Here is a 24,384-nt window from a genome sequence, read left to right as displayed (position 1 = left end):
TCCGGGGTGCTCAGGCCGGCTGGACGCTCGCGGTCAGCAGCTCCACGAAGCCGACGTCCGCGCGGGCCACCCCGAACGCCTCGGCGCGCAGCAGCGTCCGCTCGGCCCAGGCGCGGTGCGGCTTCACCTCGTTCATCTTGTTGGTGTACGAGGAGCGCAGCACCCCTCCCTCGCCGCGCTCGGGGCGCAGGATGTCGGTGGCGTCGCTGTATTCCTCGTGGCTGACGACCGACAGGGCGTGCACCGGGGCGACGTGCGAGGGGTGGATGCAGGTCTTGCCGGTCAGGCCGTTGGCGCGGTCCAGTTCGATCTCGCGCAGCAGGCCGTCCATGTCGTGCTCGATCAGGCTGGTGCGCAGTTCCTCGGCCCGGCCCAGGAACGGGCTGCGGCGCAGCTGCGGCTTGAACATCCGCTCGTGCAGCCGGAAGTACTCCCACACCGGACCGGTGACCGTGAAGCCGGTGCCGTCCGCGCGGCCGAGGACGTTGACGACGTCGGCGATCACGGAGGCGACGATCTGGACGTCGTACGCCGTCATGTCGGGGGCGCGGCGCAGGCCGTAGGCGGAGCAGAAGTCGGTGACCCCGAGGCGCAGGGCGAGCACCCGGTCGCGGTGGTGGCCGACGGTGCGGGCGATGCCCTCCAGGGTCGCGGCGCGGCTCTCCAGATGCAGCAGCTGCGGGGACTCCAGCACCGGCATGGCGAACAGCCGCCGCCCGCAGGCGGATTCGGCGGCGGCCAGCGCCGCCAGGAAGGGCGCGCCGCGCTCCGCGGTGAACTTGGGAAGTACGAATCCGGACAGCCTGCGCACGGCCGGCCCCAGCCGCCCCGTCAGGTCCGCTATCTGGGCCGGTTCGCGGACGCGGATGAAGAGCAGCGGAAGGTCCTCGCCGCGGTCGGCGGCCTCGTCGAGCAGGGCGAACTGCCGGACGAGGTTCTCCTCGCCGGCCGCCACGTCGCCGTCGCCTATGGAGTCCTCCAGGCACAGCACCATGGACGTGACACCGCGGGCGGCCTGCTTGCGGACGTCGGCGGCGAGCCGGGGGCGGGTGGCGGGGCTGTAGAGCGTGGCACCGAGGGCGACGGCGAGCATGCGGGCCGGGGAGTCCGCGGTGAACTCCACCGGCTCCTTGTGGAACAGGGCCTTCCGGATATCTGGCGCAAGATGCCCAAAGTGCCGCATACAACTCCCCGTATAGAAGCGGGACCCGGGCCCCCCGCTGCGTCTCGCTGTCTGGATCCAGCCGGTAATCGTACGTGCGTGGGGGTACGGAAAGTTCCCGCCCGCGGGAAAATCCCGCCGCCCCCGGGTGGCGGGCGGGTGACCGGGAAGCGCCGTGCCCGGCCCCCGCGTTGTGGCCGCTACCAGAGGGAAGGCAGGATTGCGGCATGACGCACGCGATGCTGAAAGGGTCGAACGTACCCCTCGACGCCACGGCCGTCCGGGCCGTCCTGCGCTGGACACCGGGCGCCGGCGTCCCCGACGTCGACGCCTCGGCCCTGCTGGTGGGGCCGGACGGACGCGTGCGCTCCGACGAGGACTTCGTCTTCTACAACCAGCCGCGGCACCCCGGCGGCCTGGTCCGGCACCTGCCCAAGGCCCAGCTGTCCGACGCGCTGACCGACACCATCGAGGCGGAGCTGACGGCGCTGGACCCCTCGGTGGCGCGGGTGGTGCTCGCCGCCTCCTCGGACGGCGGCCCGTTCGCCGGGGTGACGGACCTGCGGGTGCTGCTGTACGACGCGGCGGCGCCGGACGGCGAGCCGCTGGCGTTCTTCGACGTGGTGCCCGAGACGGGCGAGGAAACCGCGCTGATCTGCGGGGAGCTCTACCGGCGCGGCGACAGCTGGAAGTTCCGGGCGCTGGGCCAGGGCTACGAGAGCGGACTGGTCGGCCTGGCCACGGAGTTCGGCATCTCGGTGGAGGAGAACGACGCGGCCGGCGGCCGGCCGGCTCCCGCGCCGCCCGCCGCGGACTCGCCGTCCCCGGAGGCGTCCGCCGCGGAAGCGGACGGCGAGGACCCCACCACGGCGGTGCCGCGTCCCGCGGACGGCGCACCGCCCGCCGCCGCACCGGCCCCCGCCCCGTCCGGCCCGGTCTCCCCGCCGCCCGGCGCCTGGCCCGAGGAGGCCACCGCGCCGCCGGCCGGCGGCCCGCAGTCGGACCCGGAGGCGGTCACCCAGCACGTGCCGGACCGGATGCCGGAACCCTTCTCCGCCGCCCCGCTGCCCCCCGCCCCCACCGGCGGCTACGGCTACCCGGCCAACGTCCCGCCCCCGCCGGCCCAGCCCCCGGCCCAGCCGACCGGCTCGGCCTCCGAGGACATGTTTGGCAGCCGAGGCGGAGCGCAGCGGAGCGGTTACCCGGGGCCGCCCCAGCAGCAGCCCCTCTACCCGCCACAGCAGCCGCCCGCCTACGGCTATCCGCAGCCGGCCGCCGCCACGTACGGCTACCCGGTGCCCTCGCAGCCGCAGCCGTTCGCGCCCGACCCGTCGTTCGTCCTGCCGCCCCAGGGGCCGCAGTTCCAGCGCCGCTGACACCCCCACTTCCAGCGCCGCTGCGCCCGCACGCGAACGGCCGGGGCGCGGGAGACGCACAGCCGCCTCCGCACCCCGGCCGCACCGGGCCCGCCGGCACCCTCAGACCTTCGACTTGTACCCCCGGCCCCACTGGAGCCCCCAGCCGTAGAGCCGGTCCAGCTCGGCCTGGAAGCCGTAGACGTACTTCACCTCGCGCCGCACCGACAGGCCGTCCTTGCCGTTCTCCAGCATGAAGACGGCACAGGAACGGGCCTGCGGCGCCCGCTCGTCCAGCTTGACCTCGACCCGCGGCCCGTCGCGGTGATCGAGGTTGACGTACAGCGTCTCGCCGGAGCCGGAGCCGAACCGGTCGTCGCCGCTGAGCTTGACGAACGGCGGGCCGTTGAGATCGCCGAGGAAGTCGCCCAGCGGCTGCACCACACCCTTGCTTCCGTCCTGGAGCTCGTACAGACAGGCCAGGTCCAGGTCGACGTTGACCACGGCCGGGCCCTGGGCCTGCACGATCTCGGGCCGGAACAGCCTGCCGGGATTGCGCAGCAGGCTCACCGGGCGCTGCCCGCCCCGCTCGCCGAAGTCCGAAGTACGCATCTGCCAGCTCAGATTGACCCGCAGATGGCCGTTGGCCGCCCCCTGCTTCGTCAGCGAGACGACCGGATTCCGCTTCGTCAGCTCGACGACGTACGACGCGCCACCGCCGTCGAACTTCGGCGCGTTACCGCGCCACAGGTTCTCCAGGAACGACACCTTGCCCACCCCATGTCCTCGCGTAAACCGCCTGCGGGGCGGCCCAGGGGTGTGTCGTCCCCGTGGCCGCCCCGCAGAAAGCGTTCCTCAATAAGAGGCCCGTCACACTCCGGACGTCACTTCCGACTGCGCCGACGGTTCCGCGCCCGGCTTGCCCTCGCGCCGGTTGCGCAGCACCGACGAGCCGAAGGAGAGCGCGATCAGCACCACGCCGACCAGGCCGGTGATGACGTCGTTGATCTCGTAGCGGATGGTGGCGAGCAGGATCACGCCCAGCGCGCCGATGGCGTAGTGCGCGCCGTGCTCCAGGTAGACGTAGTCGTCCAGGGTGCCCTTGCGGACCAGGAAGACCGTCAGCGAGCGGATGTACATCGCGCCGATGCCCAGACCCAGGGCCATCTCGAAGATGTCGTTGGTGATGGCGAACGCGCCGATGACCCCGTCGAAGGAGAACGAGGCGTCGATGACCTCCAGGTAGAGGAACATGAAGAACGCGGCCTTGCCGGCCAGCCCCGCCACGGAGCCCGCCCCGGCGCCCTTCTTCTCCACCGCGGCCGCCTCGGCGCCGTCCTCGGCCTCGTCGTTCTCCAGGCGGCCCTCGAAGTAGCCGGAGATCCCGCCGACGACGAGATAGGTGATCAGGCCCGCGATACCGGACAGCAGGACCGTGGTGGTCTTGTCGCCGCCGCCGTGCGCGGCGTGCGGCGCCACCGTCATGGCGCTGACCAGCAGGACGACCAGGGCCACGATGATGGAGAGGGTGTCGAGCTTGCCGATCCGGGCGAGCGGCTTCTCGATCCACGACAGCCACTTGTAGTCGCGGTCCTCGAAGATGAAGTCGAGGAAGATCATCAGCAGGAAGATGCCGCCGAAGGCCGCGATGGCCGGGTGGGCGCTGGTGACCAGTTCCTGGTAGTGCGCCTTGTCGTTGACGGCGAGCTGAACCGCCTCGATCGGCCCCAGTTTCGCGGTGATCGCGACGATGACGACGGGGAAGACCAGCCGCATGCCGAACACCGCGACGAGGATGCCGACGGTGAGGAAGATCTTCTGCCAGAAGGCGTTCATCTTGCGCAGGATGCCCGCGTTGATGACCGCGTTGTCGAAGGACAGCGAGATCTCCAGGACGGACAGGATCCCGACGATCGCGAGCCCCTGCCACCCCCAGAGGACGCCGGCCAGGCCGAGGCCGAGCACCGTGATGGCGAACGACCAGCCAAAGGTTTTCAGGAGCACTGCCTACCCAATCCTTCGCTGTGGGGGTCCCCCGCGCGCAGTGCGCGGCGCTTTGCTAAACGTTGACCCGAAGTGTAGAGCGCATCCCCTCCGGCCGGGCCGGTCGACCCCGGCCCGACCGGAGAGCCGCAGGTGGGGCCGGTCGTCAGCGCCGCCGCCGCGCCCCCTCGAAGATCACGAGGAACGGCGGGACACACCCTTCGAGGACGGCGGGCTCAGTCTCCGTGCCGCCAACCGCGCTGCGTACGTGGCCGCTTACGAAACGTTGACGCCGAAGTCCAGCGCGATACCGCGCAGACCCGACGCGTACCCCTGCCCCACGGCCCGGAACTTCCACTCGCCGTTGCGGCGGTAGACCTCGCCGAAGATCATCGCCGTTTCGCCGGCGGCGTCCTCGCTGAGGTCGTAGCGGGCCAGTTCGCTGCCGTCGGCCTGATTGACGATCCGGATGAAGGCGTTGCTGACCTGGCCGAAGCTCTGGCCGCGCAGATCGGCCTCATGGATGGAGACCGGGAAGACGATGGCCTCCACCTCCTCGGGCACCTGTGTGAGGTCGACCAGGATCGTCTCGTCGTCGCCCTCTCCCTCACCGGTGAGGTTGTCACCGGTGTGCTCGACCGAGCCGTCGGGGCTCTTGAGGTTGTTGTAGAAGACGAAGTACTCGTCCCCCAGCACCCGGCCCGACCGGCACAGCAGCGCGCTGGCGTCGAGGTCGAAGGGTGCTCCCGTGGTGGACCGCGCGTCCCAGCCGAGGCCGACCGTGATCTGGGTGAGATTCGGCGCGGCCTTGGACAGGGAGACGTTGCCCCCCTTGGCGAGTGTGACGCCCATGGTGTTCCTTTCCTCCCCGGTGTTCGGTGCGGGACGCCTCGCGCGCCCCGGAAACGCGCCCGGCGCCGCACTCCCCGGACGGGGCGTACGGCGCCGGAACGCGGTCGCCGTGCGGTCAGACGTTGACCCCGAAGTCCTGCGCGATGCCACGCAGACCCGAGGCGTAGCCCTGGCCGATGGCGCGGAACTTCCACTCCGCGCCGTTGCGGTACAGCTCGCCGAAGACCATGGCGGTCTCGGTCGAGGCGTCCTCGCTGAGGTCGTAGCGCGCCAGCTCCTTGCCGTCGGCCTGGTTGACCACGCGGATGTAGGCGTTGCGGACCTGGCCGAAGCTCTGCTGGCGGGTCTCGGCGTCGTAGATCGACACCGGGAACACGATCTTGTGGACGTCGGCGGGGACACCGGCGAGGTTCACCTTGATGGCCTCGTCGTCGCCCTCGCCCTCACCGGTGAGGTTGTCGCCGGTGTGCTCCACCGAACCGCACGGGCTCTTGAGGTTGTTGAAGAACACGAAGTTCTGGTCGTTGGCGACCTTGCCCTGGTCGTTCGTCAGCAGGGCGCTGGCGTCCAGGTCGAAGTCCGTACCGGTGGTGGTACGGGCGTCCCAGCCCAGACCGACGAGGACGGCGGTCAGATTGGGGGCTTCCTTCGTCAGCGAGACGTTGCCGCCCTTGCTGAGGCTGACTCCCACGAGTCCTCCCGTAGATTCGAGGGGTACGTCAAGATCTGCGCCCCCATCGTGCATGGCATCGGATCAACGATTTGATCCTAGTGACCGGTTCCCGCCGGACGCAGATATCGCACACGGATCCCGTCGGATGTCCGGTCGGCCGCCGCGCACGCCGCGACCGGAGGGGGCGGTGGGATCAGAGGGTTTCGAGAGCCTTGACGTAGTCGTTGAGGTCGCGGGCGTCGGGCAGGCCGTTGACAACCGTCCAGCGCACCACGCCCTCCTTGTCGATGACGAAGGTGCCGCGGACCGCGCAGCCCTTCTCCTCGTCGAAGACGCCGTACGCCCGGGAGACCTCACCGTGCGGCCAGAAGTCCGACAGCAGCGGGTACTCCAGGCCCTCCTGCTCGGCGAAGACCCGCAGCGAGAACGGCGAGTCGTTGGAGACCGCCAGCAGCTGCACGTCGTCGTTGACGAACTTCGGCAGCTCGTCGCGGAGGGCGCAGAGCTCACCGGTGCACACGCCGGTGAAGGCGAAGGGGTAGAAGAGCACCACGACGTTCTTCCCGCCGCGGAAGTCGGAGAGCTTCACCAGCTCGCCGTGCTGGTTCTTCAGCTCGAAATCCGGAGCCTTGGTGCCGACCTCGATCGCCATGGGACTGGGTCCTTCCGCTCACTCTCAACTGGACGCGACCACCCTACGCGCCCGCGCCCGAACCGCGCCGAGCCCCTCCCGGAGCAGATCCGGGAGGGGCTCGGCGAGGACGTGGGGTGACGCGGCCGGTCTCAGCGCTTGGGCGAGATCAGCCGGCTGCCGGTCCAGTCCTTGCCGGCGTTGATGCTCCGGGTCTGGGACAGGCCCGCGGTCTGTGCGGCCTCGTTGATGTCGCTCGGCTCGATGTAGCCGTCGCGGCCCGTCTTGGGCGTCAGCAGCCAGATCTGGCCGCCCTCTTCGAGCAGACCGATGGCGTCCACCAGCGCGTCCGTGAGATCACCGTCGTCGTCTCGGAACCACAGGACGACGACATCGGCGACGTCGTCGTAGTCCTCGTCCTCGAGTTCCTGGCCGATGATGGCCTCGATGCCTTCGCGGAGCTCCTGCTCGACGTCGTCGTCGTAGCCGATCTCCTGGACCACCTGTCCGGGCTCGAACCCCAGCTTGGTCGCAGGGTTGGTCCGCTCCTCCGCGTGGTCCGCGGTCGCGCTCACGGATTGCCTCCTGTCATGTTTCGGAAAGTACTCGGGGACTCCGCGCGTGCGCGGAGCATTGGGCGTAGTCCACACGTGACGGGCGGATCGCGCAAGTACCCGGCGATCGAGACCGCCGAAACGGTGACGATCGACGGGCCTGCCACTACGGCCCGGCCCCCACCAGGACACCATGAAGTGATACCCACCACAGCATTGTGCCGGGTATATGGGGTACGCGGGAAGGAATGGCCCCCGCGCAGGGTATCGGAGCGTCCCGCCCGTGCCGCCGGGCGTGGCACGGCCGCACACCGGCCCCTTTCGAGATGGGCGTATGGTTGCGATTTGGCCGACCACAGGAACCGGCCCTTTCCGCGCCCTCTCCCAGCGGGTGGTTACCCATCGGTAGAGGTGACGTATCCCAGTCGCTCGGTACACGATGGAAGACGGCGCGACACAAGGCACAGACAGCATTCGTCCCCGTGCACGGCGGCAGCAGCAGGCAGAGCACGACACGAACCGAACACGAAGGAACAGCGTGGCTTCCGGATCCGATCGCAACCCGATCATCATTGGCGGCCTTCCCAGCCAGGTCCCGGACTTCGATCCCGAAGAGACCCAGGAATGGCTCGACTCGCTCGACGCGGCCGTCGACGAGCGAGGCCGGGAACGTGCCCGCTACCTCATGCTCCGCCTGATCGAGCGCGCCCGCGAACGGCGTGTGGCCGTGCCCGAGATGCGCAGCACGGACTACGTCAACACCATCGCGACCAAGGACGAGCCGTTCTTCCCGGGCAACGAGGAGATCGAGCGCAAGGTCCTCAACGCGACCCGGTGGAACGCCGCCGTCATGGTCTCCCGCGCCCAGCGCCCGGGCATCGGCGTCGGCGGCCACATCGCCACCTTCGCCTCCTCCGCCTCGCTGTACGACGTGGGCTTCAACCACTTCTTCCGCGGCAAGGACGAGGGCGACGGCGGCGACCAGGTCTTCTTCCAGGGCCACGCCTCCCCCGGCATCTACGCCCGCGCGTACCTCCTCGACCGGCTCTCCGAGGGCCAGCTGGACGCCTTCCGCCAGGAGAAGTCCAAGGCCCCCGAGGGCCTCTCCAGCTACCCGCACCCGCGGCTGATGCCGGACTTCTGGGAGTTCCCGACCGTCTCGATGGGCCTCGGCCCGCTCGGCGCGATCTACCAGGCGCGGATGAACCGCTACATGGAGGCCCGCGGCATCGCCGACACCTCCAAGTCCCACGTCTGGGCGTTCCTCGGCGACGGCGAGATGGACGAGCCGGAGTCGCTCGGCCAGCTGTCCATCGCCGCGCGCGAGGGCCTGGACAACCTGACCTTCGTCGTGAACTGCAACCTCCAGCGCCTGGACGGCCCGGTCCGCGGCAACGGCAAGATCATGCAGGAGCTGGAGTCGCAGTTCCGCGGCGCCGGCTGGAACGTCATCAAGCTGGTGTGGGACCGCAGCTGGGACCCGCTGCTGGCGCAGGACCGCGACGGCATCCTGGTCAACAAGCTCAACACCACCCCCGACGGGCAGTTCCAGACCTACGCCACCGAGACCGGCGCGTACATCCGCGAGCACTTCTTCGGTGACGACCACCGGCTGCGCGCGATGGTCGAGAACATGACCGACGACCAGATCCTGCACCTGGGCCGCGGCGGCCACGACCACCGGAAGATCTTCGCGGCGTACGCGGCGGCCAAGGCCCACAAGGGCCAGCCGACCGTGATCCTGGCGCAGACCGTCAAGGGCTGGACGCTCGGCCCGAACTTCGAGGGCCGCAACGCCACGCACCAGATGAAGAAGCTGACGGTCGAGGACCTCAAGCGCTTCCGCGACCGGCTGCACCTGCCCATCCCGGACAAGGACCTGGAGGACGGCCTCCCGCCGTACTACCACCCGGGCCGCAAGTCCGAGGAGATCCAGTACATGCACGACCGCCGCAAGGGGCTGGGCGGCTATGTGCCGACCCGCGTCGTGCGCGCCAAGCCGCTCGCACTGCCGGGCGACAAGGCGTACGTCACCGCCAAGAAGGGCTCCGGGCAGCAGAAGATCGCCACGACCATGGCGTTCGTCCGCATCCTGAAGGACCTGATGCGGGACAAGGAGATCGGCAAGCGCTTCGTGCCGATCGCCCCGGACGAGTACCGCACCTTCGGCATGGACGCGTTCTTCCCGTCGGCCAAGATCTACAACCCGCTGGGGCAGAGCTACGAGTCGGTGGACCGCGAACTGCTGCTGGCCTACAAGGAGTCGCCGACCGGCCAGATGCTGCACGACGGCATCACCGAGGCCGGCTGCACCGCGTCGCTGATCGCGGCGGGCTCGGCGTACGCCACCCACGGCGAGCCGCTGATCCCGGTCTATGTCTTCTACTCGATGTTCGGCTTCCAGCGGACCGGCGACCAGTTCTGGCAGATGGCCGACCAGCTCTCGCGCGGCTTCGTGCTCGGCGCGACCGCCGGCCGGACCACGCTGACCGGTGAGGGCCTGCAGCACGCCGACGGCCACTCCCAGCTGCTGGCCTCGACCAACCCGGCCTGTGTCGCCTACGACCCGGCCTACGGCTACGAGATCGCGCACATCGTCAAGGACGGTCTGCGGCGGATGTACGGCGAGACCGCCGACGGCAAGCCGGGCGAGGACGTCTTCTACTACCTCACCGTCTACAACGAGCCGATCGTGCACCCCGCGGAGCCGGCGGACGTCGACGTCGAGGGCATCCTGAAGGGTCTGCACCGGATCACGCCCGGCGAGAAGGGCGAGCACCGGGCCCAGATCCTCGCCTCGGGCGTCGCGGTGCCGTGGGCCGTCGAGGCCCAGCGGATCCTCGCGGACGAGTGGAACGTCAAGGCCGACGTCTGGTCGGCGACGTCCTGGAACGAGCTGCGCCGCGACGCGGTGGAGGCCGAGGAGCACAACCTGCTCCACCCGGAGGAGGAGCAGCGCGTCCCGTACGTGACGCAGAAGCTCCAGGGCGCCGAGGGCCCGAAGGTCGCGGTCTCGGACTGGATGCGGTCCGTCCCGGACCAGATCGCGCGCTGGGTGCCGGGCACCTACCAGTCGCTGGGCGCCGACGGCTTCGGCTTCGCGGACACCCGCGGTGCCGCCCGCCGCTTCTTCCACATCGACGCCCAGTCGATCGTGCTCGCCGTCCTCACCGAGCTGGCCAAGGAGGGCAAGGTCGACCGCTCGCTGCTCAAGCAGGCCATCGACCGCTACCAGCTCCTGGACGTGACGGCCGCCGACGCGGGTGAGGCCGGCGGCGACGCCTGACCTCTCCGCGGCCGTCCGCCGCACCCTCTCCCCCGCGCCCCCCGACCGGCGAAGCCCGCCGGTCGGGGGGCGCGGGGCGTCCGCCGCGGGCCGACCGCTCAGTGCTCCCACAGCTTGAACGCCCTTACCTGGTACGGGGAACGGGGCACCCAGCTGCCGCCGCCCGGGTAGGTGTCGAACTCGCCGGTCTCGGCGCAGACGGCGCTCTGGTAGGTGGTGACCGGGCGGCCGGTGCGGTTGGCGAGCGAGGCCGCCGTCATTCCCTTGGGGAGGGTCACACAGCTCTCCAGGTCGGTGCCGGACAGTTCGAAGGTCTGCCGCCGGCCGCCGAAGTCCGTCCGCGGCCAGAGGCACAGCTGGCCGGCCGAGCAGTCGCCGGACGCGGCCGGGGCATGGCCGCCGGTGGCCGCGCGGGCGGCCGGGGCGCCCAGGGCGGACGGCGCGACCAGCGCCGTGGCCAGGGCGGCGAGTCCGGTGGCCAGCGCGGCTCCTCGGAAAGCGCGGGAGGTGCGGGTCGGGTGGCTGGTGCGGGTCGGGTGGCAGGTGCGGATACGCATAGGAGTCTCTCCCCCGTGTCGTGGCCGTGGCGGGCCGCGCGGCGGGCGCGGGCCTCGGCTGTCGTGTGCCGCGGCGGGCGGGTTGCCCGCGGCGGGTTCGGGTTCGAGCGTGCGGCGGAGCGAGCGCCTCCGCCAAGCCCGCGGCGGCTCCTCCACCCGGATCGGGGATGGGGACGAATCCGCAGGTCGTAAACCGCTGGCGGGTACGCGGAGTTGACGCGCCGGGCGCGGCGGCGGGCGGTTCGCGGAAACCGTTCTTCGCGTGCGGGGAAGGGGAGTTGGGCCGACCTCTCGTCCAGGAGGACGGCAGCGTGCGGTCCGGTTCCCGGTCGGCGTTACCCGGATGAGGGATACCGCGCCGGAGGAGAGGCCAACTGCCGCTTGGAGCACGGCGCTTGCCGGTGCGGGGTGCGGCGGAGCGGGGGTTGACGGCCGCGGACGGCGGCGGGGCCCGGTCTCGGACCCCCGGTCGTGAGAACGGGGCCGGGCCCGTACACGCGACGGCGCGCGACCGGCCGAGGGGTGGTTCGGCCGGTCGCGCGCCGCTGGGACGGACCGGTGGATGCCGCGGAACTACCGTGCGGCGGCGGTCAGATGTGGCCGACGCCGGCGCCCGCCTCTGCGTTCGCCCCGCGCTTGGTGAAGAGCGCGACGACGGCGGCGAGCACCGCCACTCCGCAGGCGACGGAGAAGGCGAGACCCATGCCGGAGACGAAGGTGTCGTGGGCGACGGCGGTGATCTTCTGGGCGAACTCCGGCGGGGTGCCCTTCGGCACCGGTGCGATGCCCGCCGAGACGGCGTCGGACGCCTGGGACAGCTGTGCGGGCTGCAGCGGCGGAAGGCCGGCGCCCTGCCAGTTGCCCGGGAGGTCCTGGTCGACGCGGGAGGCCATCACCGCGCCGAGCACGGCGGTGCCGAGGCTGCCGCCGACCTGCATCGCGGCCTGCTGAAGACCGCCGGCGACACCGGAGAGCTCCAGCGGGGCGTTGCCCACGATGACCTCGGTGGCGCCGACCATGACGGGCGCGAGGCCCAGGCCGAGCAGGGCGAACCAGACGGACATCGGGCCGGTGGTGGTGCCCGCGTCCAGCCCGGACATGCCGTACATCGCGACGGCGGTGACGATCATGCCGCCGACCAGCGGAATGCGCGGGCCGAACTTGGTGATCAGCGCGCCGGCCAGCGGCGAACCGACGATCATCATGCCGGTCAGCGGGAGCAGGTGCAGTCCGCTGTCGACGGGGGACATGCCGTGGACGTTCTGGAGGTAGAACGTCACGAAGAACAGGCCGCCCATGAAGGCGAAGGCCATCAGCACCATCAGGACCGTGCCGGCGGTCAGCGGCACCGAGCGGAACATCCGCAGCGGGATGAGCGGCTCGCGCACCTTGGTCTCCAGGACGGCGAAGAGGCCGAAGAGGACGACCGCGCCGATCAGGAAACCCCACGTCGTCATGGAACCCCAGCCCCACTCCGACGCCTTGATCAGCGGCCAGATGAGGCAGAACATCGCGCCGGACAGCAGCGCGATGCCGGGGATGTCGAAGGAGCGGGGGGCGTTCTGCGCGCGGTGGTCCTTGAGGATCACCAGGCCGAGGGCGAGGGCCAGCACGCCGACCGGCACGTTGATGAAGAACACGGACTGCCAGCTGACGTGCTCGACCAGCAGTCCGCCGACTATCGGGCCGCCGGCGGTGGAGGCGCCGATGACCATGCCCCAGATACCGATGGCCATGTTGAGCTTCTCGGCGGGGAAGGTGGCGCGCAGCAGACCGAGTGCGGCGGGCATCAGCAGCGCGCCGAACAGGCCCTGCAGCACACGGAAGAAGATGACCAGCGCGACCTGGCTGGAGAAGCCGATGGCGGCGGAGGCGGCGGCGAAGCCGAGGATGCCGACGAGGAAGGTCTGGCGGTGGCCGAAGCGGTCACCGAGCTTGCCGGCCGTGATCAGCGAGACGGCCAGGGCGAGCATGTAGCCGTTGGTGATCCACTGCACGTCCGCGAGGGACGCGCCCAGATCGTCCTTGATGGCCGGGTTGGCGATGGCGACGATCGTGCCGTCGAGCGCCACCATCATCACGCCGATGGCGACGGAGAAGAGAGTTAGCCACGGATGGCCCCGCAGCCCCTTGCGAGGCTCCGGTACGGGAAGTTCCGGTGCGACGTCGGCGACCGGGGTCTGAGAGCTCATGATTCGAGGCTAATGTCAGCCACTGACAGTTGACAAAGCAATTCATGAGTCGGTAACTGTCATTTAGCTCACAGGTATCCTGAGCAGCGAGAACACCGGCGAAAGGCGGCGCAGGATGGCGGACCCGACGCCGCGGACGGCTCCCAGCGGCGGGCTGCGCGAACGCAAGAAGCAGCGCACCCGCGACGCCCTCATCCGGGCGGCACTGGAGCTCTTCACCGAGCACGGCTACGAGACGACGACGGTCGACGAGATCGCCGAGGCCGTGGACGTCTCCCAGCGGACGTTCTTCCGCTACTTCGCCAACAAGCAGGAAGTGGCCTTCGCCGTCCAGGACATGGTCGAGGCGCGGTTCCTGGAGGAGCTGCGCGCCCGGCCGGCGGCGGAACCGCCGCTGACCGCCCTGCGCCGCGCCGTGATGGCCGCCTGGGACGAGATCGGCAGCGCCCTCGCCTCGGTGATCCCGGTGGATCTCCACATGCGCACGTTCCAGATGATCGAGTCGACCCCGGCACTGGTCGCCGTGCATCTGCGGCGGTCCACCGAACTGGAGGAGCAGATCGCCCAGTTGATCGCGCGGCGCGAGGGGCTGGACGTGGACGCCGATCCGCGGCCGCGGGTCCTGGTGGCTGCGTTCAGCGGGGTGCTGCGGGTGGCCGGGAAGGTGTGGGGCGAGGGGCGCGACTGCAGCGTGGAGGCCATCCGCGAGTTGACGCAGTCCTACCTGGATCACATCGGACCGGCGATCGAGATGGACTGGCGGACGGACCGGAGCCCTCGCACCTCCGGTACGAACACGCCCGTGACCAGCGGTAACTGACTTCACCCCGTGTGTGATCGATGCATCTCTCGACGAGACCGGATCCGCACGGTCGAGTACCGAGCGTCAACACCATCTGCCCGATTTAGCCCAAATACCCTCCACAAAACGTGAGATGCCTCACGAGGATCCACGGGCACCCTGTCGTGTCTCCTAGGGTGGCTCGCGGTGACTTCTTTCCCGGGCCTCGGTCCCTCCTTCGGTTTCCTGCAGTCCACCGCCTGGCGTGCCGCCCTCGCCCTGCTGGTGGTGTTCGTGATGCTCGCCCTGACGGGCTGGACGGCGATCAGAAACACCAAGGAGGACGCGAACCCGCTGGCCACGGAGAGAGCCGCCTGGCGGCACGCCACCTTCCACGGGCGCTCGCTGCCCGCGCCGGACGCCGCGCCGGGCACCCTCCGCGCGTTCTTCGCCTCCCTGGACGGGGCCGAGCGCCAGCAGCTGGCCGACCGCTATCCGCTGGTCGTCGGCAACATGGGCGGCGCCCCCGTCGACCTCCGCTACCGCGCCAACCGGACGGCCATCGACGCCGCCCGCAAGGTCGAAGAGCGCCGCATGGGCGATCACCGGCTCACGCCCGTCGGCCGCCAGGAGGCGAGCCGGCTGATGCACCGCATGGAATCGCTGATGAGCCCCGGCCGCCAGATCCTGGCGTTCGACCCGGCGGGCGACGGCCGGGCAGCGGAGGTCTTCGGCGACCTCGCCACCGCCGACCGGGTCTCCGTGGTGGTGCCGGGCGTGGACACCAACCTCTCGACCTTCGAGCGCACCGCCAAGGCGACCGCCGCCCCCGTGGGCATGGCGAAGTCCCTCTACGGCGCCGAGCGGGCCGCCCGCCCCGGCGCCCGTACGGCCGTGATCGCCTGGGCCGACTACACCACGCCGTCCGGACTGGGCGTCGAGGCGGTCACCGGGCAGCTCGCCGAGGCCGGCGCGGTCCGGCTGCGCGCCCTGGTGGACGCGCTGCCGGCCACCGACTCCGTCTCGCTGTTCTGCCACAGCTACGGCTCCGTGGTGTGCGGCCTCGCGGCCCGCGGCCTCCCCGGGAACGTCACCGACATCGCGGTGGCCGGCAGCCCGGGCATGCGTGCCGGGAGCCTGGCGGGCCTGGGCACGCACGCCAGGGTCTGGGCCATGCGGGACGCCGACGACTGGATCCAGGACGTGCCGTACCTGGAGCTCGGCGGGCTCGGCCACGGTGCCGACCCGGTCGATCCGTCCTTCGGCGCCCGGGTCCTGTCCGCCGAGGGCGCGGCCGGCCACGCCGGCTACTTCGCCCCCGGCACCCAGAGCCTGCACAACTTCGCGCTGATCGGCGTGGGCGACCTGGGCTCGGTGGACTGCGCCGCCACCGACCCCCGCTGCAGCGCGGACCTGGCCTGACGGCCGGGCGCGCACTGCCGGCGGCCGCGGGTACGGCCCGGCGCCCGGGGACGGGCCGTACCCGCGGGAACCGCGGCCGCGCCGATCGGCGTGAACAGGACAAGGGCGGCCGCCGGGTGACCCGGGCGGCGGCCTTTTCGACACGCGCAGCGCTGGTGTCCGGAAGGGGGACGGGCGGGCGACCACCCGCATACGATGAGCCGCATGGGTGATGTGCTGGCCGGTTTTCACGCCGTCTGGGAGTTCGACTCGGACTCCGTACTCATCCGCTTCGAACGGGGGATCCGCAGGCCGAAGCTGTTCCAGGCGCTCGGCGAGCGACGCATTCCGTACGAGGCGCTGAGATCCGTCGAGGTCTCCACGGGCAGGCGCGGCGCGGTGGTGCTGCATGCCGTGCCGCGGCAGGGCGCCGACCCCCTTATGGAGGCGGCGGACGGACAGCTCAAGGAGGACGCCGACCCGTACCGGTTGGTGCTGCCGGCCGAGCGCGAGGCGCCGGCCGCGTACTACGCCGACCAGCTGCGCGCCGCGCTGGGCCCCGCCGCCCGGGAGCCCGCCGAACGGCACCTGGTGGCCGCGCCGGAACCCCCGCTGCACTTCAAGGCGTACGACGGCAAGGCGTCCTTCGACGGCCGGTCGGTGGCCTTCCGCTGGTTCTGGACGGGCGCGTCGTCGGCGAAGTGGAAGAGCGGCGACCAGACGTTCGCCGTCGGGGAGCTGGCCGGCGTGGAGTGGCGCTCGCCGGAGGTCGTCAACGGCTATCTGCGGCTGCTGGAACGCGACGCCCCCGAGGCCCGCACGGGCGCGGCGGACCAGGACCCGACCGCGGTGGTCTTCGACCTCGGCTACGGGCCGGTGCACGAGTCGCTGCCGTTCGCGGCCTCCGTGCTCCAGGCCGTGCGGGCGGCCGGGCCGGCGCCGGACGGCGCGGAGCGGCCCGCGCCGCGGCGCCCCGGGAGCACCGGCCGGGACCCCGCCGACATCGCCGACCGGATCCGGCACCTCGGCGAGCTGCACGGCGCGGGGCTGCTGACCGACGCCGAATTCACCGCGAAGAAGGCGGAGTTGCTGGCGGAGCTGTAGGGGGCAGGGGCGCGGGCCGGCCGGTCCGGCGTCGCAGACCGGGCCGGGCCACCGGCGGCCGGGCCCTGACACCCGGTCCCGGCGTCATACCGTGGTACGGGGCGGAAGCCCGCACCACGGTATGACGCCGGGGTGGGCGGGATCCGCTTACATTGATCCCGCGATGTCCAAACGATCTCTCACCCCCGAAGACGAGCCGGCCGGCGGCGACGGACGCCCACCGGCCCGCGCCACCGCGCTGCGCGTCACCCGCCGGGTACTGCGGGCCGCGCGGCCCCCGCTGCGGGTGCTCGCCACCGAGCTGGGCACCCCGACCCGGCCCGGCACCCCGCTGTTCGGCAGCGCCCGGCGCCGCTGGGTGCGCGGCCTGCCGTACGCGGTGGCGTTCGCCTTCGCGGTGTCGCTGCTGCCGTCGGGGGTCAACGTCCTCCACAACGACTACGGCATGGCCGGCAGCCTGGCCGGTGCGCTGGCCACCGCGCAGAGCGTGCCGCTGCTGCTGGCGGTGACCCGGCCGCTGCAGGCGTGGTGGGTGATGTTCGCCGCGGACGTCGTCTGCGCCGGGGTGCTGACCGGCGCCGACGGTGTGGTGGGCCGCGCGTGGCCGTGGCCGCCCACGGTGATCGTCGGCTATCTCGCGCTGATGATGGCGCTGTCGGTGCGCGAGCGCCGCAGGACGCTGATCGCGGTCTGGCTCACCACCGGGGCGGCCGGGATACTCTTCGAGGCGGTCGCGCCCCCGCGCGTGCAGAGCACCTGGGTGCTGATGTTCGTGCTCTCCGGTGTGGTGCTGCTGCTCGGCGCCGCACTGCGGGAACGGCGCGACGCCCAGCGGAAGTTGCTGGAGCAGGAGACCATCAGCGAGGCCGAGCGGGCCCGGCGCACCCTGCTGGAGGAGCGCACCCGCATCGCCCGCGAGCTGCACGACGTCGTCGCCCACCACATGTCGGTGATCACGGTCCAGGCCGACAGCGCGCCGTACCGCATCGGCGGGATACCCCAGGCGGCCCAGGAGGAGTTCGCGGCGATCGCGGCGAGCGCCCGGGAGTCGCTGGCGGAGATGCGCCGCCTGCTCGGGGTGCTGCGCAGCGAGGAGGCCGAGCGGCAGGGCGCCCCGGAGAAGGCCCCGCAGCCGGGCGTCGGCCAGCTGCCGAAGCTGGTCGAGGCGACCGTACGGGCCGGTGTGCCGGTCGAGTTGGTGCTGCCGGAGGAGCCGGTGGCGCTGGAGCCGGCGGTGGACCTGTCGGCCTACCGCATCGTCCAGGAGGCGCTGGCCAATGTGGTGCGGCACGCCCCGGGTGCCCGTACCCGGGTGTCGGTGACGGTGACCGGCGACCGTTCGCGGCTGACGGTGCTGGTGGTCAACGAACCGCCCGCCCCGCCGGTGTCCGCGCCGCTGGAGACCAGCGGCACCGGGCACGGTCTGGTGGGGATGCGGGAGCGGGTGCGCCTGGTGGATGGCACGCTGGACACCGGGCCGCTGCCCGACGGCGGCTTCCGGGTCGCCGCGCAGCTTCCCCTCGCCGCACCGCCCTCCCCGTCCGCCCCCCTCTCAGCGAAGGACTCCGACACCCCATGACGACCCGCGTGATCATCGTCGACGACCAGGCCATGGTGCGGGCGGGCTTCGCCGCGCTGCTCGCCGCGCAGAGCGATATCGACGTGGTGGGCGACGCGGCGGACGGTGCGCAGGGCGTGGAGCTGAGCCGCCGGGTGCACCCGGACGTGGTGCTGATGGACGTCCGGATGCCGGAGATGGACGGGCTGGAGGCGGCCCGCCGGCTCCTCCACCCGCCGGCCGGGGTCACCCACCGCCCGAAGGTGCTGATGCTGACCACCTTCGACGTCGACGACTACGTCTACGAGGCGCTGCGTGCCGGTGCGTCCGGATTCCTGCTCAAGGACGCGCCGCCGGCCGACCTGATCTCCGCGGTCCGGGTGGTGGCGGCCGGGGAGGCACTGCTCGCGCCGTCGGTGACGCGCCGGCTGATCGCGGACTTCGCCCGCCGGCAACCGGCGCCCCGCACGGACGGCACCGCGCTCCGGCTCAACGGCCTCACCCCGCGTGAGACGGAGGTCCTGGAGCTGATCGCCCGCGGCCTGTCCAATCAGGAGATCGCCGAGCGGCTGATCCTCGCCGAGCAGACCGTGAAGACCCATATCGGCCGCGTGCTGGCCAAGTTGGAGCTGCGCGACCGCGCCCAGGCCGTGATCTTCGCGTACGAGTCGGGGCTGGTCTCGCCCGGGGAGCGGTGAAACCGGCGCGGCCGCCACCCCGGTCGACCGCCGTCCCCGGGCGCCGCCGGGACCGCCGTTGCCGGAGAGCGGTGAGACCGCCCTTGGTGCCACCGACGTTTCGGGTTGTCCCCACCGGGTGCTCGGGGTAGCCCCACCCACCCCGAGAGGACAGCCCCCGGCTCCTCCTCCCGGGGTACGAGCGTCGTCCGGCACCCCCTACCCCGGTATCACCCGGGAGTTGGCTCCGCGGTGTGACGTCACGTCACCCAACGGCTTCGTACCTTTCCCTCGCCAGACCGCTGGAAGAGGGAGAGACCACCATGACCGTGCTGCGGAACGCCGTCCGGCGCAGCAAGCGGACGCTCGTCGCCGCCGTCCTCGCGCTGAGCGTCGTCGCGGGGACCGGCGGCTGGGCGGCCGGTTCCGCGCAGACCGCGGTCACCGGCCCGGCTCCCGGCGCCGCCGCCTGGCGCGCCGACCACTCGCTCGGGGTCCGCCTGCCGGACCCGGCGAACGCCTCCCCCACCGAGGTCGCCCGGTTCTTCGCCGGTCTGACCGAGGACCGGCGGCAGGCGCTCGCCGCCCGGCACCCGCTCACCGTCGGCAACCTCGACGGGGCGCCGATCGCCCTGCGGTACGCCGCCAACGCCCGTGCCCTGCGCGCGGAACGGGACCGCGAGCTGGCCCGCGCCACCGACCCGGCCGGCACCCTCCAGGACCACCAGCAGGCCAGGAAGGCGGCCGCGCGCTACGCCGCCCTGCTCGCGCCGGGCCGCCGGATCCTCGCCTTCGACCCGCGCGGCCGCGGCCAAGTGGCCGAGGTCCACGGCGACTTGGCGACCGCGCGGCGGACCGCGGTGATCGTGCCGGGTTCGGACATCGACCTGGCCACCTTCGACCGCACCACCGACCCGTACGGCACGCCGACCGGGATGGCCACCTCGCTGCGCCGGCAGATGGCCGCCGAGGCACCCGGCGTCCGCACGGCGGTGATCGCCTGGGTCGGGTACACCACACCGGTCGGCCTCGGCCCGGACGCCGCGACCGGCCGGCTCGCCGAGGCCGGCGCGCCCCGGCTGACCCGCTTCCTGGTCGGCCTGTCCGCCACCGGCGTCCCCGCCCCGGCCGTGCTGTGCCACAGCTACGGCTCGGTGGTCTGCGGCCTGGCCGTCCCGCACGCCGGCCGCGGCCGGCTCAGCGACCTGGTCGTCTTCGGCTCGCCCGGGATGCGCCGGGACAGCGCCGCGGAGCTGCGCACCACCGCCCGGGTCTGGGCGGCGCGGGACGCCTCGGACTGGATCGGCGACGTCCCGCACGTCGAACTGCTCGGCCTGGGGCACGGTACGGACCCCACCGACCCGGCGTTCGGGGCCCGCCGGGTCCCCGCCGAGCGGGCCCAGGGCCACACCGGCTATCTCGCCCCCGGCACCGACTCCCTCCGCAACTTCGCCGCGATCACGCTGGGGCGCTACGCGGACGTGCGCTAGGTGGTCCGTGCCGTGGCCTGCCGTAGCTGCCGTCGCGCCCCCTCGCCTGCCGCCCCTCCTGCCCCGGACTCCTCTCCCGCCCTTCCTGCCCCGGACCTCCACTCCTGGACCTCCACTCCCGGACCTTCTCGCCCAAGGACGTCACATGACCACCGAGAGCCACCCGGCCCACGCGAGACCCACCGCCACCACACCACGGCAGCCCGTCGAACTCCCCGTCCCCACCGGACAGTTCTGCGCCCTCGCCCCGCTCCGCGCCCTGCGTACGCTCAACGCCAGGACCGGTGCCGCCGTGCGCGCCCTCGACGCCCGCACCCCGGTCCACCGCGACCGGGCCCTCGACGGCCTGCGCGCCCTCGCGCTGCTCGCCGTCCCCACCGGGCACTGGCTGCTCGGCGGCTTCGCCCGGGACGCCGACGGCACCCTGCACAACGCCAGCCCGCTGACCGCGCTCGGCTTCCTCGCCCCGGCGAGCTGGGTGCTCCAGATGCTCGGCATCTTCTTCCTGGTCGGCGGCCATGCCGCGGTGCTGTCGCTGCGCCGGACCGCCGCGCTCGGCGGCTCCACCACCCGGTGGCTGGGCGGCCGGATCGCCCGGCTGGGCCGCCCGGTGCTGGGCGTGACCGCCGTCTGGGCCGCGCTGGTCCCGCTGCTGCACGGCCTGGGGGTGCCCACCGCGACGCTGCGCACGGGGGCGACGCTGGTCATCCAGCCCCTGTGGTTCGTCGGCATCTATGCCGTGGTCACCGCGCTCACCCCGTACTGCGCCGCCGTCGCGCGCCGGTGGGGTATCTGGAGCGCGGCGCCGCTGCTGGCGTCGGTCGCCGCCGTGGACTTCCTGCGCTACGGGCCGTTCGCCGCGGCGATACCGTCCTGGCTGAGCCTGCTCAATCTGCTGCCCGGCTGGCTGTTCGCCTACCAGCTCGGCGTCTGCTGGGGCGAGCGGCGGCTCGGCCGGCGCGCCGCCGGGGCCCTGCTGCTGGGCGGCGCCGCGCTGTTCGCCGCGCTGCTGCTGTTCTTCCACTACCCCGCGAGCATGGTGGGCGTCCCCGGTCAGGACCGCACCAACTCCCATCCGCCGTCGCTGCTGGTCCTGGCGCTGGCCGCTGCCCAGTCCGGAGCGGCGGTGCTGCTCCGGGACCGGCTGGCCGGGCTGCTGCGACGGCCGGCCCTGTGGGCGCCGGTGGTGGTGGTCAACCTGTGTGCGATGACGATCCTGTGCTGGCACCAGACGGCGCTGTTCGCGGCGGCCGTCCCGGCCTCGTACGCGGGCGCCGTACCAGGTTTGACCACCGTGCCGGACAGCCTCGGCTGGATCGCGGCACGGCTGGCCTGGATGCCGGTCTTCGCCGTGCTGCTCGTCCTCATCGGTTCCGTCACCCGCCGTTTCGAGGCGCCGTGGACGGGGGCCGGGCGGGTCCGCCGGGCGATGGCGGCGGTGCTGGCGGCGGCCTTCGCGACGTTCGCGCTGGGGTACGCGTAAGGGTTGTCCCGTAGCCGGCGCGGGCGCCGGGGCGCCGCCGACCGGGGCTACTCCCGCCCCGCCGAGGTGAACCGCATATCGGCGTAGCGGTCGCCGGCCACCTTGCCCGCGATCGGTTCCAGGAGCGCCAGTTCCTCGGCGGTCAGCCGGATCCGGGTCGCGGCGGCGTTCTCCTCGACCCGGGCGCGCCTGCGGGTGCCGGGGATCGGGACGACCACCAGTCCGCGCTCGGCGGCCTGCTGCTGCACCCAGGCCAGCGCGATCTGTCCGAGCGTGGCGCCGTGCGCCTCGGCGACGGTGCGGACCGGCTCCAGCAGGACGGCGTTGGCGGCCGCGTTGTCGCCGGTGAAGCGGGGCTGCCGGCGGCGGAAGTCGTCGGCGGCCAGCTCCTGGTCGGCGTGGACGAAGGCGCCCGTGAGGAAGCCGCGGCCGAGCGGCGAATACGGGACCAGGGCGACGCCGAGGTCGGCGGCGGCCGGGACCACGCCCTCCTCGATGTCGCGGCTGAACAGCGACCACTCGGACTGGACGGCGGCGATCGGGTGCACGGCCTGGGCGGCACGCAGCTCGGTGCCGGTCACCTCGCTCAGGCCCAGGTACTTCACCTTGCCCTCGGCGACCAGTTCGGCCATCGCGCCGACGGTCTCCTCGATGGGGACCGCCACCTCGCGGCGGTGCATGTAGTAGAGGTCGATCTGCTCGACCCCGAGGCGCCGGAGGCTGGCCTCGACGGCCTGGCGGATGTAGGGGCGGTCGTTGCGGATGGTCTGCGTGAACGGGTCGTTCGGGTCGCTGGTCGCCGCGAACTTGGTGGCCAGCACGACCTCGTCGCGGTGCGCCCGGACGAAGGGGGCGATGAACTGCTCGTTCTCCCCGTCGCCGTAGACGTCGGCGGTGTCGTAGAGCGTGATGCCCAGTTCCAGGGCGCGCTCCAGGGTGGCCCGCGCCTCGCCGGCGTCCTCTGTGGGGCCGTAGGCCCAGCTCATGCCCATGCAGCCCAGGCCCTGGACGCCGACCCGCGGGCCACCGGTGCCCAATTGGACGGTGCCGATCTTCGTGTCGTTCGCCATGAGAACTCAGAACCTCTCGGACGCCCGCCGGGCGTCGGCGTAGATACCGATCTTGTAGTCGAGGACGTCTAGCGTGCTCTCCAGCTCGGCGATCCGCTGCCGTACGTCCGCGCGGTGCCGGGTGAGCAGTTCCTCGCGCTCGCGGAAGGTGCTCTCGCCCTCCCGCACCAGCTCCGCGTAGCGGACCATGTCGGCCACCGGCATACCGGTCAGCCGGAGCCTGGAGACCAGGTCGAGCCAGTCCAGGTCGCGGTTGGTGAAGCGGCGCTGCCCGGTGTGCGTCCGGTCCACGTGCGGCATCAGGCCGATCCGCTCGTACCAGCGCAGGGTGTGGGCGCTGAGTCCGGTGTGTTCGGCCACCTCGCCGATGGTGTAGCGGTCCTGGCCGGCCGGGCGCGGGTGGGGGGCGCGGGTCCTCCCGCAGTCCCGGGGCACCGCCGGCAGCGGCCTGGCGTCCGCGTGCGGACACACCGGCTCCGGCAGGCCCGCCAGGGCCCTGCTGCCGGTCGCCGGTTCGCTCTGTGTCACCGTCATGCCGCGTCTTCCCCCTGCTCGTTCCCGGTGCGCGCGCTGCCCCGGATGTCGTCACACCGCCGGACGTTCCGCCGGGGCGCCTTACGACCTCCCCAACGCTAAAGACTTGGAGTGCACTCCAAGCAAGTGCCGGCCGCGAGCGTTCTTGACCGGAATTTGAAGGCATCGGGGCACCCCGTAGGCTCGGAGCCATGCAGAGCCTGGGGATGATCGAGAACTGGCCGGTGCCCACCGCCGCGGCCGCCGTCGTGCGCGCCGACGGCTCGGTGGCCGGCACGCACGGCCCGCTGGAGCACCGCTTCCCGCTGGCGTCCGTCACCAAGCCGCTGACCGCCTACGCCGCGCTGCTCGCCGTCGAGGAGGGCGCCGTCGAGCTGGACGAGCCGGCCGGCCCGGAGGGCTCCACGGTCCGTCATCTGCTCGCCCACACCTCGGGGCTGGCGTTCGACGAGGCGCGCCAGGTGGCCGCCCCGGGCACCCGCCGGATCTACTCCAACGCCGGCTTCGAGGCGCTCGGCGACCACCTCGCCAAGGCCACCGAGATCCCCTTCCCGCAGTATCTGCACGAGGCGGTGCTGGCCCCGCTGGGGATGACGTCGACGGAGCTGGCCGGTTCACCGGCCAAGGACGGCGTCTCCACGGTCGCGGACCTGATCCGCTTCGCCGCCGAGCTGCAGGCACCGCGGCTGCTGGCGCCGCAGACCCTCGCCGAGGCGACGCGGGTGGTCTTCCCGGGCCTGACCGGCGTGCTGCCCGGCTACGGCCACCAGAAGCCCAACGACTGGGGGCTGGGCTTCGAGATCCGCGACGGCAAGGCGCCGCACTGGACGGGCGCCGCCTCCTCGCCGCGCACGTTCGGGCACTTCGGCCAGTCCGGCACGTTCCTGTGGGTGGACCCGGCGGCCGGCGCGGCCTGTGTCGCGCTCACCGACCGGGCCTTCGGCCCATGGGCGATCGAGGCGTGGCCGCCGCTGACCGACGCGGTCCTGGCGGAGCTGGCCGGAAAGGGCTGAGGCGTTCCGACCGGCCCTGGCTCCCGGT

Annotated in this window: 21 protein-coding genes; 10 read left to right on the top strand and 11 right to left on the bottom strand. The window is 72.3% G+C overall.

Going from position 1 to position 24,384, the window contains the following annotated elements; genetic code table 11:
* Window positions 1-10 precede the first annotated feature (10 nt).
* Window positions 11-1,183 (bottom strand): HpcH/HpaI aldolase/citrate lyase family protein, encoded by a 1,173-nt coding sequence (locus ACRAS8_RS24650; RefSeq protein WP_438488174.1) that lies wholly within the window; start codon window positions 1,181-1,183, stop codon window positions 11-13.
* Between the two features lie 206 nt (window positions 1,184-1,389).
* On the opposite strand from ACRAS8_RS24650, the gene ACRAS8_RS24645 reads away from it, so the two are divergent.
* On the top strand, window positions 1,390-2,538 hold the full coding sequence (locus tag ACRAS8_RS24645) for a TerD family protein (RefSeq protein WP_438488173.1): 1,149 nt from the start codon (window positions 1,390-1,392) through the stop codon (window positions 2,536-2,538).
* Window positions 2,539-2,640: 102 nt separating this feature from the next.
* Here ACRAS8_RS24645 and ACRAS8_RS24640 read toward each other — a convergent pair whose 3' ends face one another.
* The 6 genes from ACRAS8_RS24640 to ACRAS8_RS24615 all read right to left on the bottom strand — a co-directional run bounded on the left by ACRAS8_RS24640 (window position 2,641) and on the right by ACRAS8_RS24615 (window position 7,231).
* Window positions 2,641-3,294 (bottom strand): Tellurium resistance, encoded by a 654-nt coding sequence (locus tag ACRAS8_RS24640; RefSeq protein WP_438488172.1) that lies wholly within the window; start codon window positions 3,292-3,294, stop codon window positions 2,641-2,643.
* A gap of 93 nt (window positions 3,295-3,387) precedes the next feature.
* Window positions 3,388-4,521, bottom strand: a complete 1,134-nt coding sequence (locus tag ACRAS8_RS24635; RefSeq protein WP_438488171.1) for a DUF475 domain-containing protein — start codon at window positions 4,519-4,521, stop codon at window positions 3,388-3,390.
* A 255-nt stretch (window positions 4,522-4,776) separates the two neighbouring features.
* A complete protein-coding gene (locus tag ACRAS8_RS24630) occupies window positions 4,777-5,352 on the bottom strand; it encodes a TerD family protein (RefSeq protein WP_438488170.1) in 576 nt (191 codons plus the stop codon).
* 115 nt (window positions 5,353-5,467) lie between these two features.
* Window positions 5,468-6,043: a TerD family protein gene (locus ACRAS8_RS24625; RefSeq protein WP_438488169.1), complete on the bottom strand. Its 576-nt coding sequence runs from the start codon at window positions 6,041-6,043 to the stop codon at window positions 5,468-5,470.
* Window positions 6,044-6,218: 175 nt separating this feature from the next.
* Window positions 6,219-6,677, bottom strand: coding sequence for a peroxiredoxin (locus ACRAS8_RS24620; protein ID WP_438488168.1), 459 nt, complete (start codon window positions 6,675-6,677; stop codon window positions 6,219-6,221).
* 131 nt (window positions 6,678-6,808) lie between these two features.
* Window positions 6,809-7,231, bottom strand: a complete 423-nt coding sequence (locus ACRAS8_RS24615) for a DUF3052 domain-containing protein (RefSeq protein WP_438488167.1) — start codon at window positions 7,229-7,231, stop codon at window positions 6,809-6,811.
* Between the two features lie 517 nt (window positions 7,232-7,748).
* Between ACRAS8_RS24615 and aceE the strand changes: the two genes are divergently transcribed.
* The gene (gene aceE / locus ACRAS8_RS24610; RefSeq protein ID WP_438488166.1) at window positions 7,749-10,496 is read left to right on the top strand and encodes a pyruvate dehydrogenase (acetyl-transferring), homodimeric type; all 2,748 of its coding nucleotides are present in this window, start codon (window positions 7,749-7,751) and stop codon (window positions 10,494-10,496) included.
* A gap of 98 nt (window positions 10,497-10,594) precedes the next feature.
* Here aceE and ACRAS8_RS24605 read toward each other — a convergent pair whose 3' ends face one another.
* Window positions 10,595-11,053 (bottom strand): peptidase inhibitor family I36 protein, encoded by a 459-nt coding sequence (locus ACRAS8_RS24605; RefSeq protein ID WP_438488165.1) that lies wholly within the window; start codon window positions 11,051-11,053, stop codon window positions 10,595-10,597.
* 590 nt (window positions 11,054-11,643) lie between these two features.
* The gene (locus ACRAS8_RS24600) at window positions 11,644-13,245 is read right to left on the bottom strand and encodes an MFS transporter (protein ID WP_438488164.1); all 1,602 of its coding nucleotides are present in this window, start codon (window positions 13,243-13,245) and stop codon (window positions 11,644-11,646) included.
* 115 nt (window positions 13,246-13,360) lie between these two features.
* Between ACRAS8_RS24600 and ACRAS8_RS24595 the strand changes: the two genes are divergently transcribed.
* From ACRAS8_RS24595 to ACRAS8_RS24565, 7 genes are all read left to right on the top strand, one after another.
* Complete coding sequence (locus ACRAS8_RS24595; RefSeq protein WP_438488163.1) at window positions 13,361-14,065, top strand: TetR family transcriptional regulator; 705 nt, start codon at window positions 13,361-13,363, stop codon at window positions 14,063-14,065.
* Window positions 14,066-14,233: 168 nt separating this feature from the next.
* Window positions 14,234-15,448, top strand: coding sequence for an alpha/beta hydrolase (locus ACRAS8_RS24590; RefSeq protein ID WP_438488162.1), 1,215 nt, complete (start codon window positions 14,234-14,236; stop codon window positions 15,446-15,448).
* Between the two features lie 204 nt (window positions 15,449-15,652).
* Window positions 15,653-16,531, top strand: coding sequence for a DUF4429 domain-containing protein (locus tag ACRAS8_RS24585; protein ID WP_438488161.1), 879 nt, complete (start codon window positions 15,653-15,655; stop codon window positions 16,529-16,531).
* A gap of 163 nt (window positions 16,532-16,694) precedes the next feature.
* Window positions 16,695-18,110, top strand: coding sequence for a sensor histidine kinase (locus ACRAS8_RS24580; protein WP_438488160.1), 1,416 nt, complete (start codon window positions 16,695-16,697; stop codon window positions 18,108-18,110).
* On the top strand, window positions 18,107-18,787 hold the full coding sequence (locus tag ACRAS8_RS24575) for a response regulator (RefSeq protein ID WP_438488159.1): 681 nt from the start codon (window positions 18,107-18,109) through the stop codon (window positions 18,785-18,787). Before ACRAS8_RS24580 ends, ACRAS8_RS24575 begins: the two co-directional genes overlap by 4 nt.
* 302 nt (window positions 18,788-19,089) lie before the next feature.
* Window positions 19,090-20,256: an alpha/beta hydrolase gene (locus ACRAS8_RS24570; protein WP_438488158.1), complete on the top strand. Its 1,167-nt coding sequence runs from the start codon at window positions 19,090-19,092 to the stop codon at window positions 20,254-20,256.
* A gap of 145 nt (window positions 20,257-20,401) precedes the next feature.
* Window positions 20,402-21,739 carry an acyltransferase family protein gene (locus tag ACRAS8_RS24565; RefSeq protein ID WP_438488157.1) on the top strand — a complete coding sequence of 446 codons (1,338 nt, stop codon included), beginning with the start codon at window positions 20,402-20,404 and terminating at the stop codon, window positions 21,737-21,739.
* A gap of 47 nt (window positions 21,740-21,786) precedes the next feature.
* Here the strand turns inward: ACRAS8_RS24565 and ACRAS8_RS24560 are convergent, their stop codons facing one another.
* Together ACRAS8_RS24560 and ACRAS8_RS24555 are read right to left on the bottom strand one after the other, a co-directional pair.
* Window positions 21,787-22,809 carry an aldo/keto reductase gene (locus ACRAS8_RS24560; RefSeq protein ID WP_438488156.1) on the bottom strand — a complete coding sequence of 341 codons (1,023 nt, stop codon included), beginning with the start codon at window positions 22,807-22,809 and terminating at the stop codon, window positions 21,787-21,789.
* 6 nt (window positions 22,810-22,815) lie between these two features.
* Entirely contained in the window at window positions 22,816-23,343 is a 528-nt protein-coding gene (locus ACRAS8_RS24555; RefSeq protein ID WP_438488155.1) for a MerR family transcriptional regulator, read from the bottom strand.
* A 191-nt stretch (window positions 23,344-23,534) separates the two neighbouring features.
* Between ACRAS8_RS24555 and ACRAS8_RS24550 the strand changes: the two genes are divergently transcribed.
* Window positions 23,535-24,356 carry a serine hydrolase domain-containing protein gene (locus tag ACRAS8_RS24550; protein ID WP_438488154.1) on the top strand — a complete coding sequence of 274 codons (822 nt, stop codon included), beginning with the start codon at window positions 23,535-23,537 and terminating at the stop codon, window positions 24,354-24,356.
* The last annotated feature ends 28 nt before the right edge of the window (window positions 24,357-24,384 follow it).

It is taken from the genome of Streptomyces sp. S186, assembly GCF_051603415.1.
GTDB lineage: Bacteria > Actinomycetota > Actinomycetes > Streptomycetales > Streptomycetaceae > Streptomyces.
The sequence above is the reverse complement of the archived record's forward strand: the minus strand, read 5'-3'. Positions and strand labels throughout refer to the sequence as shown.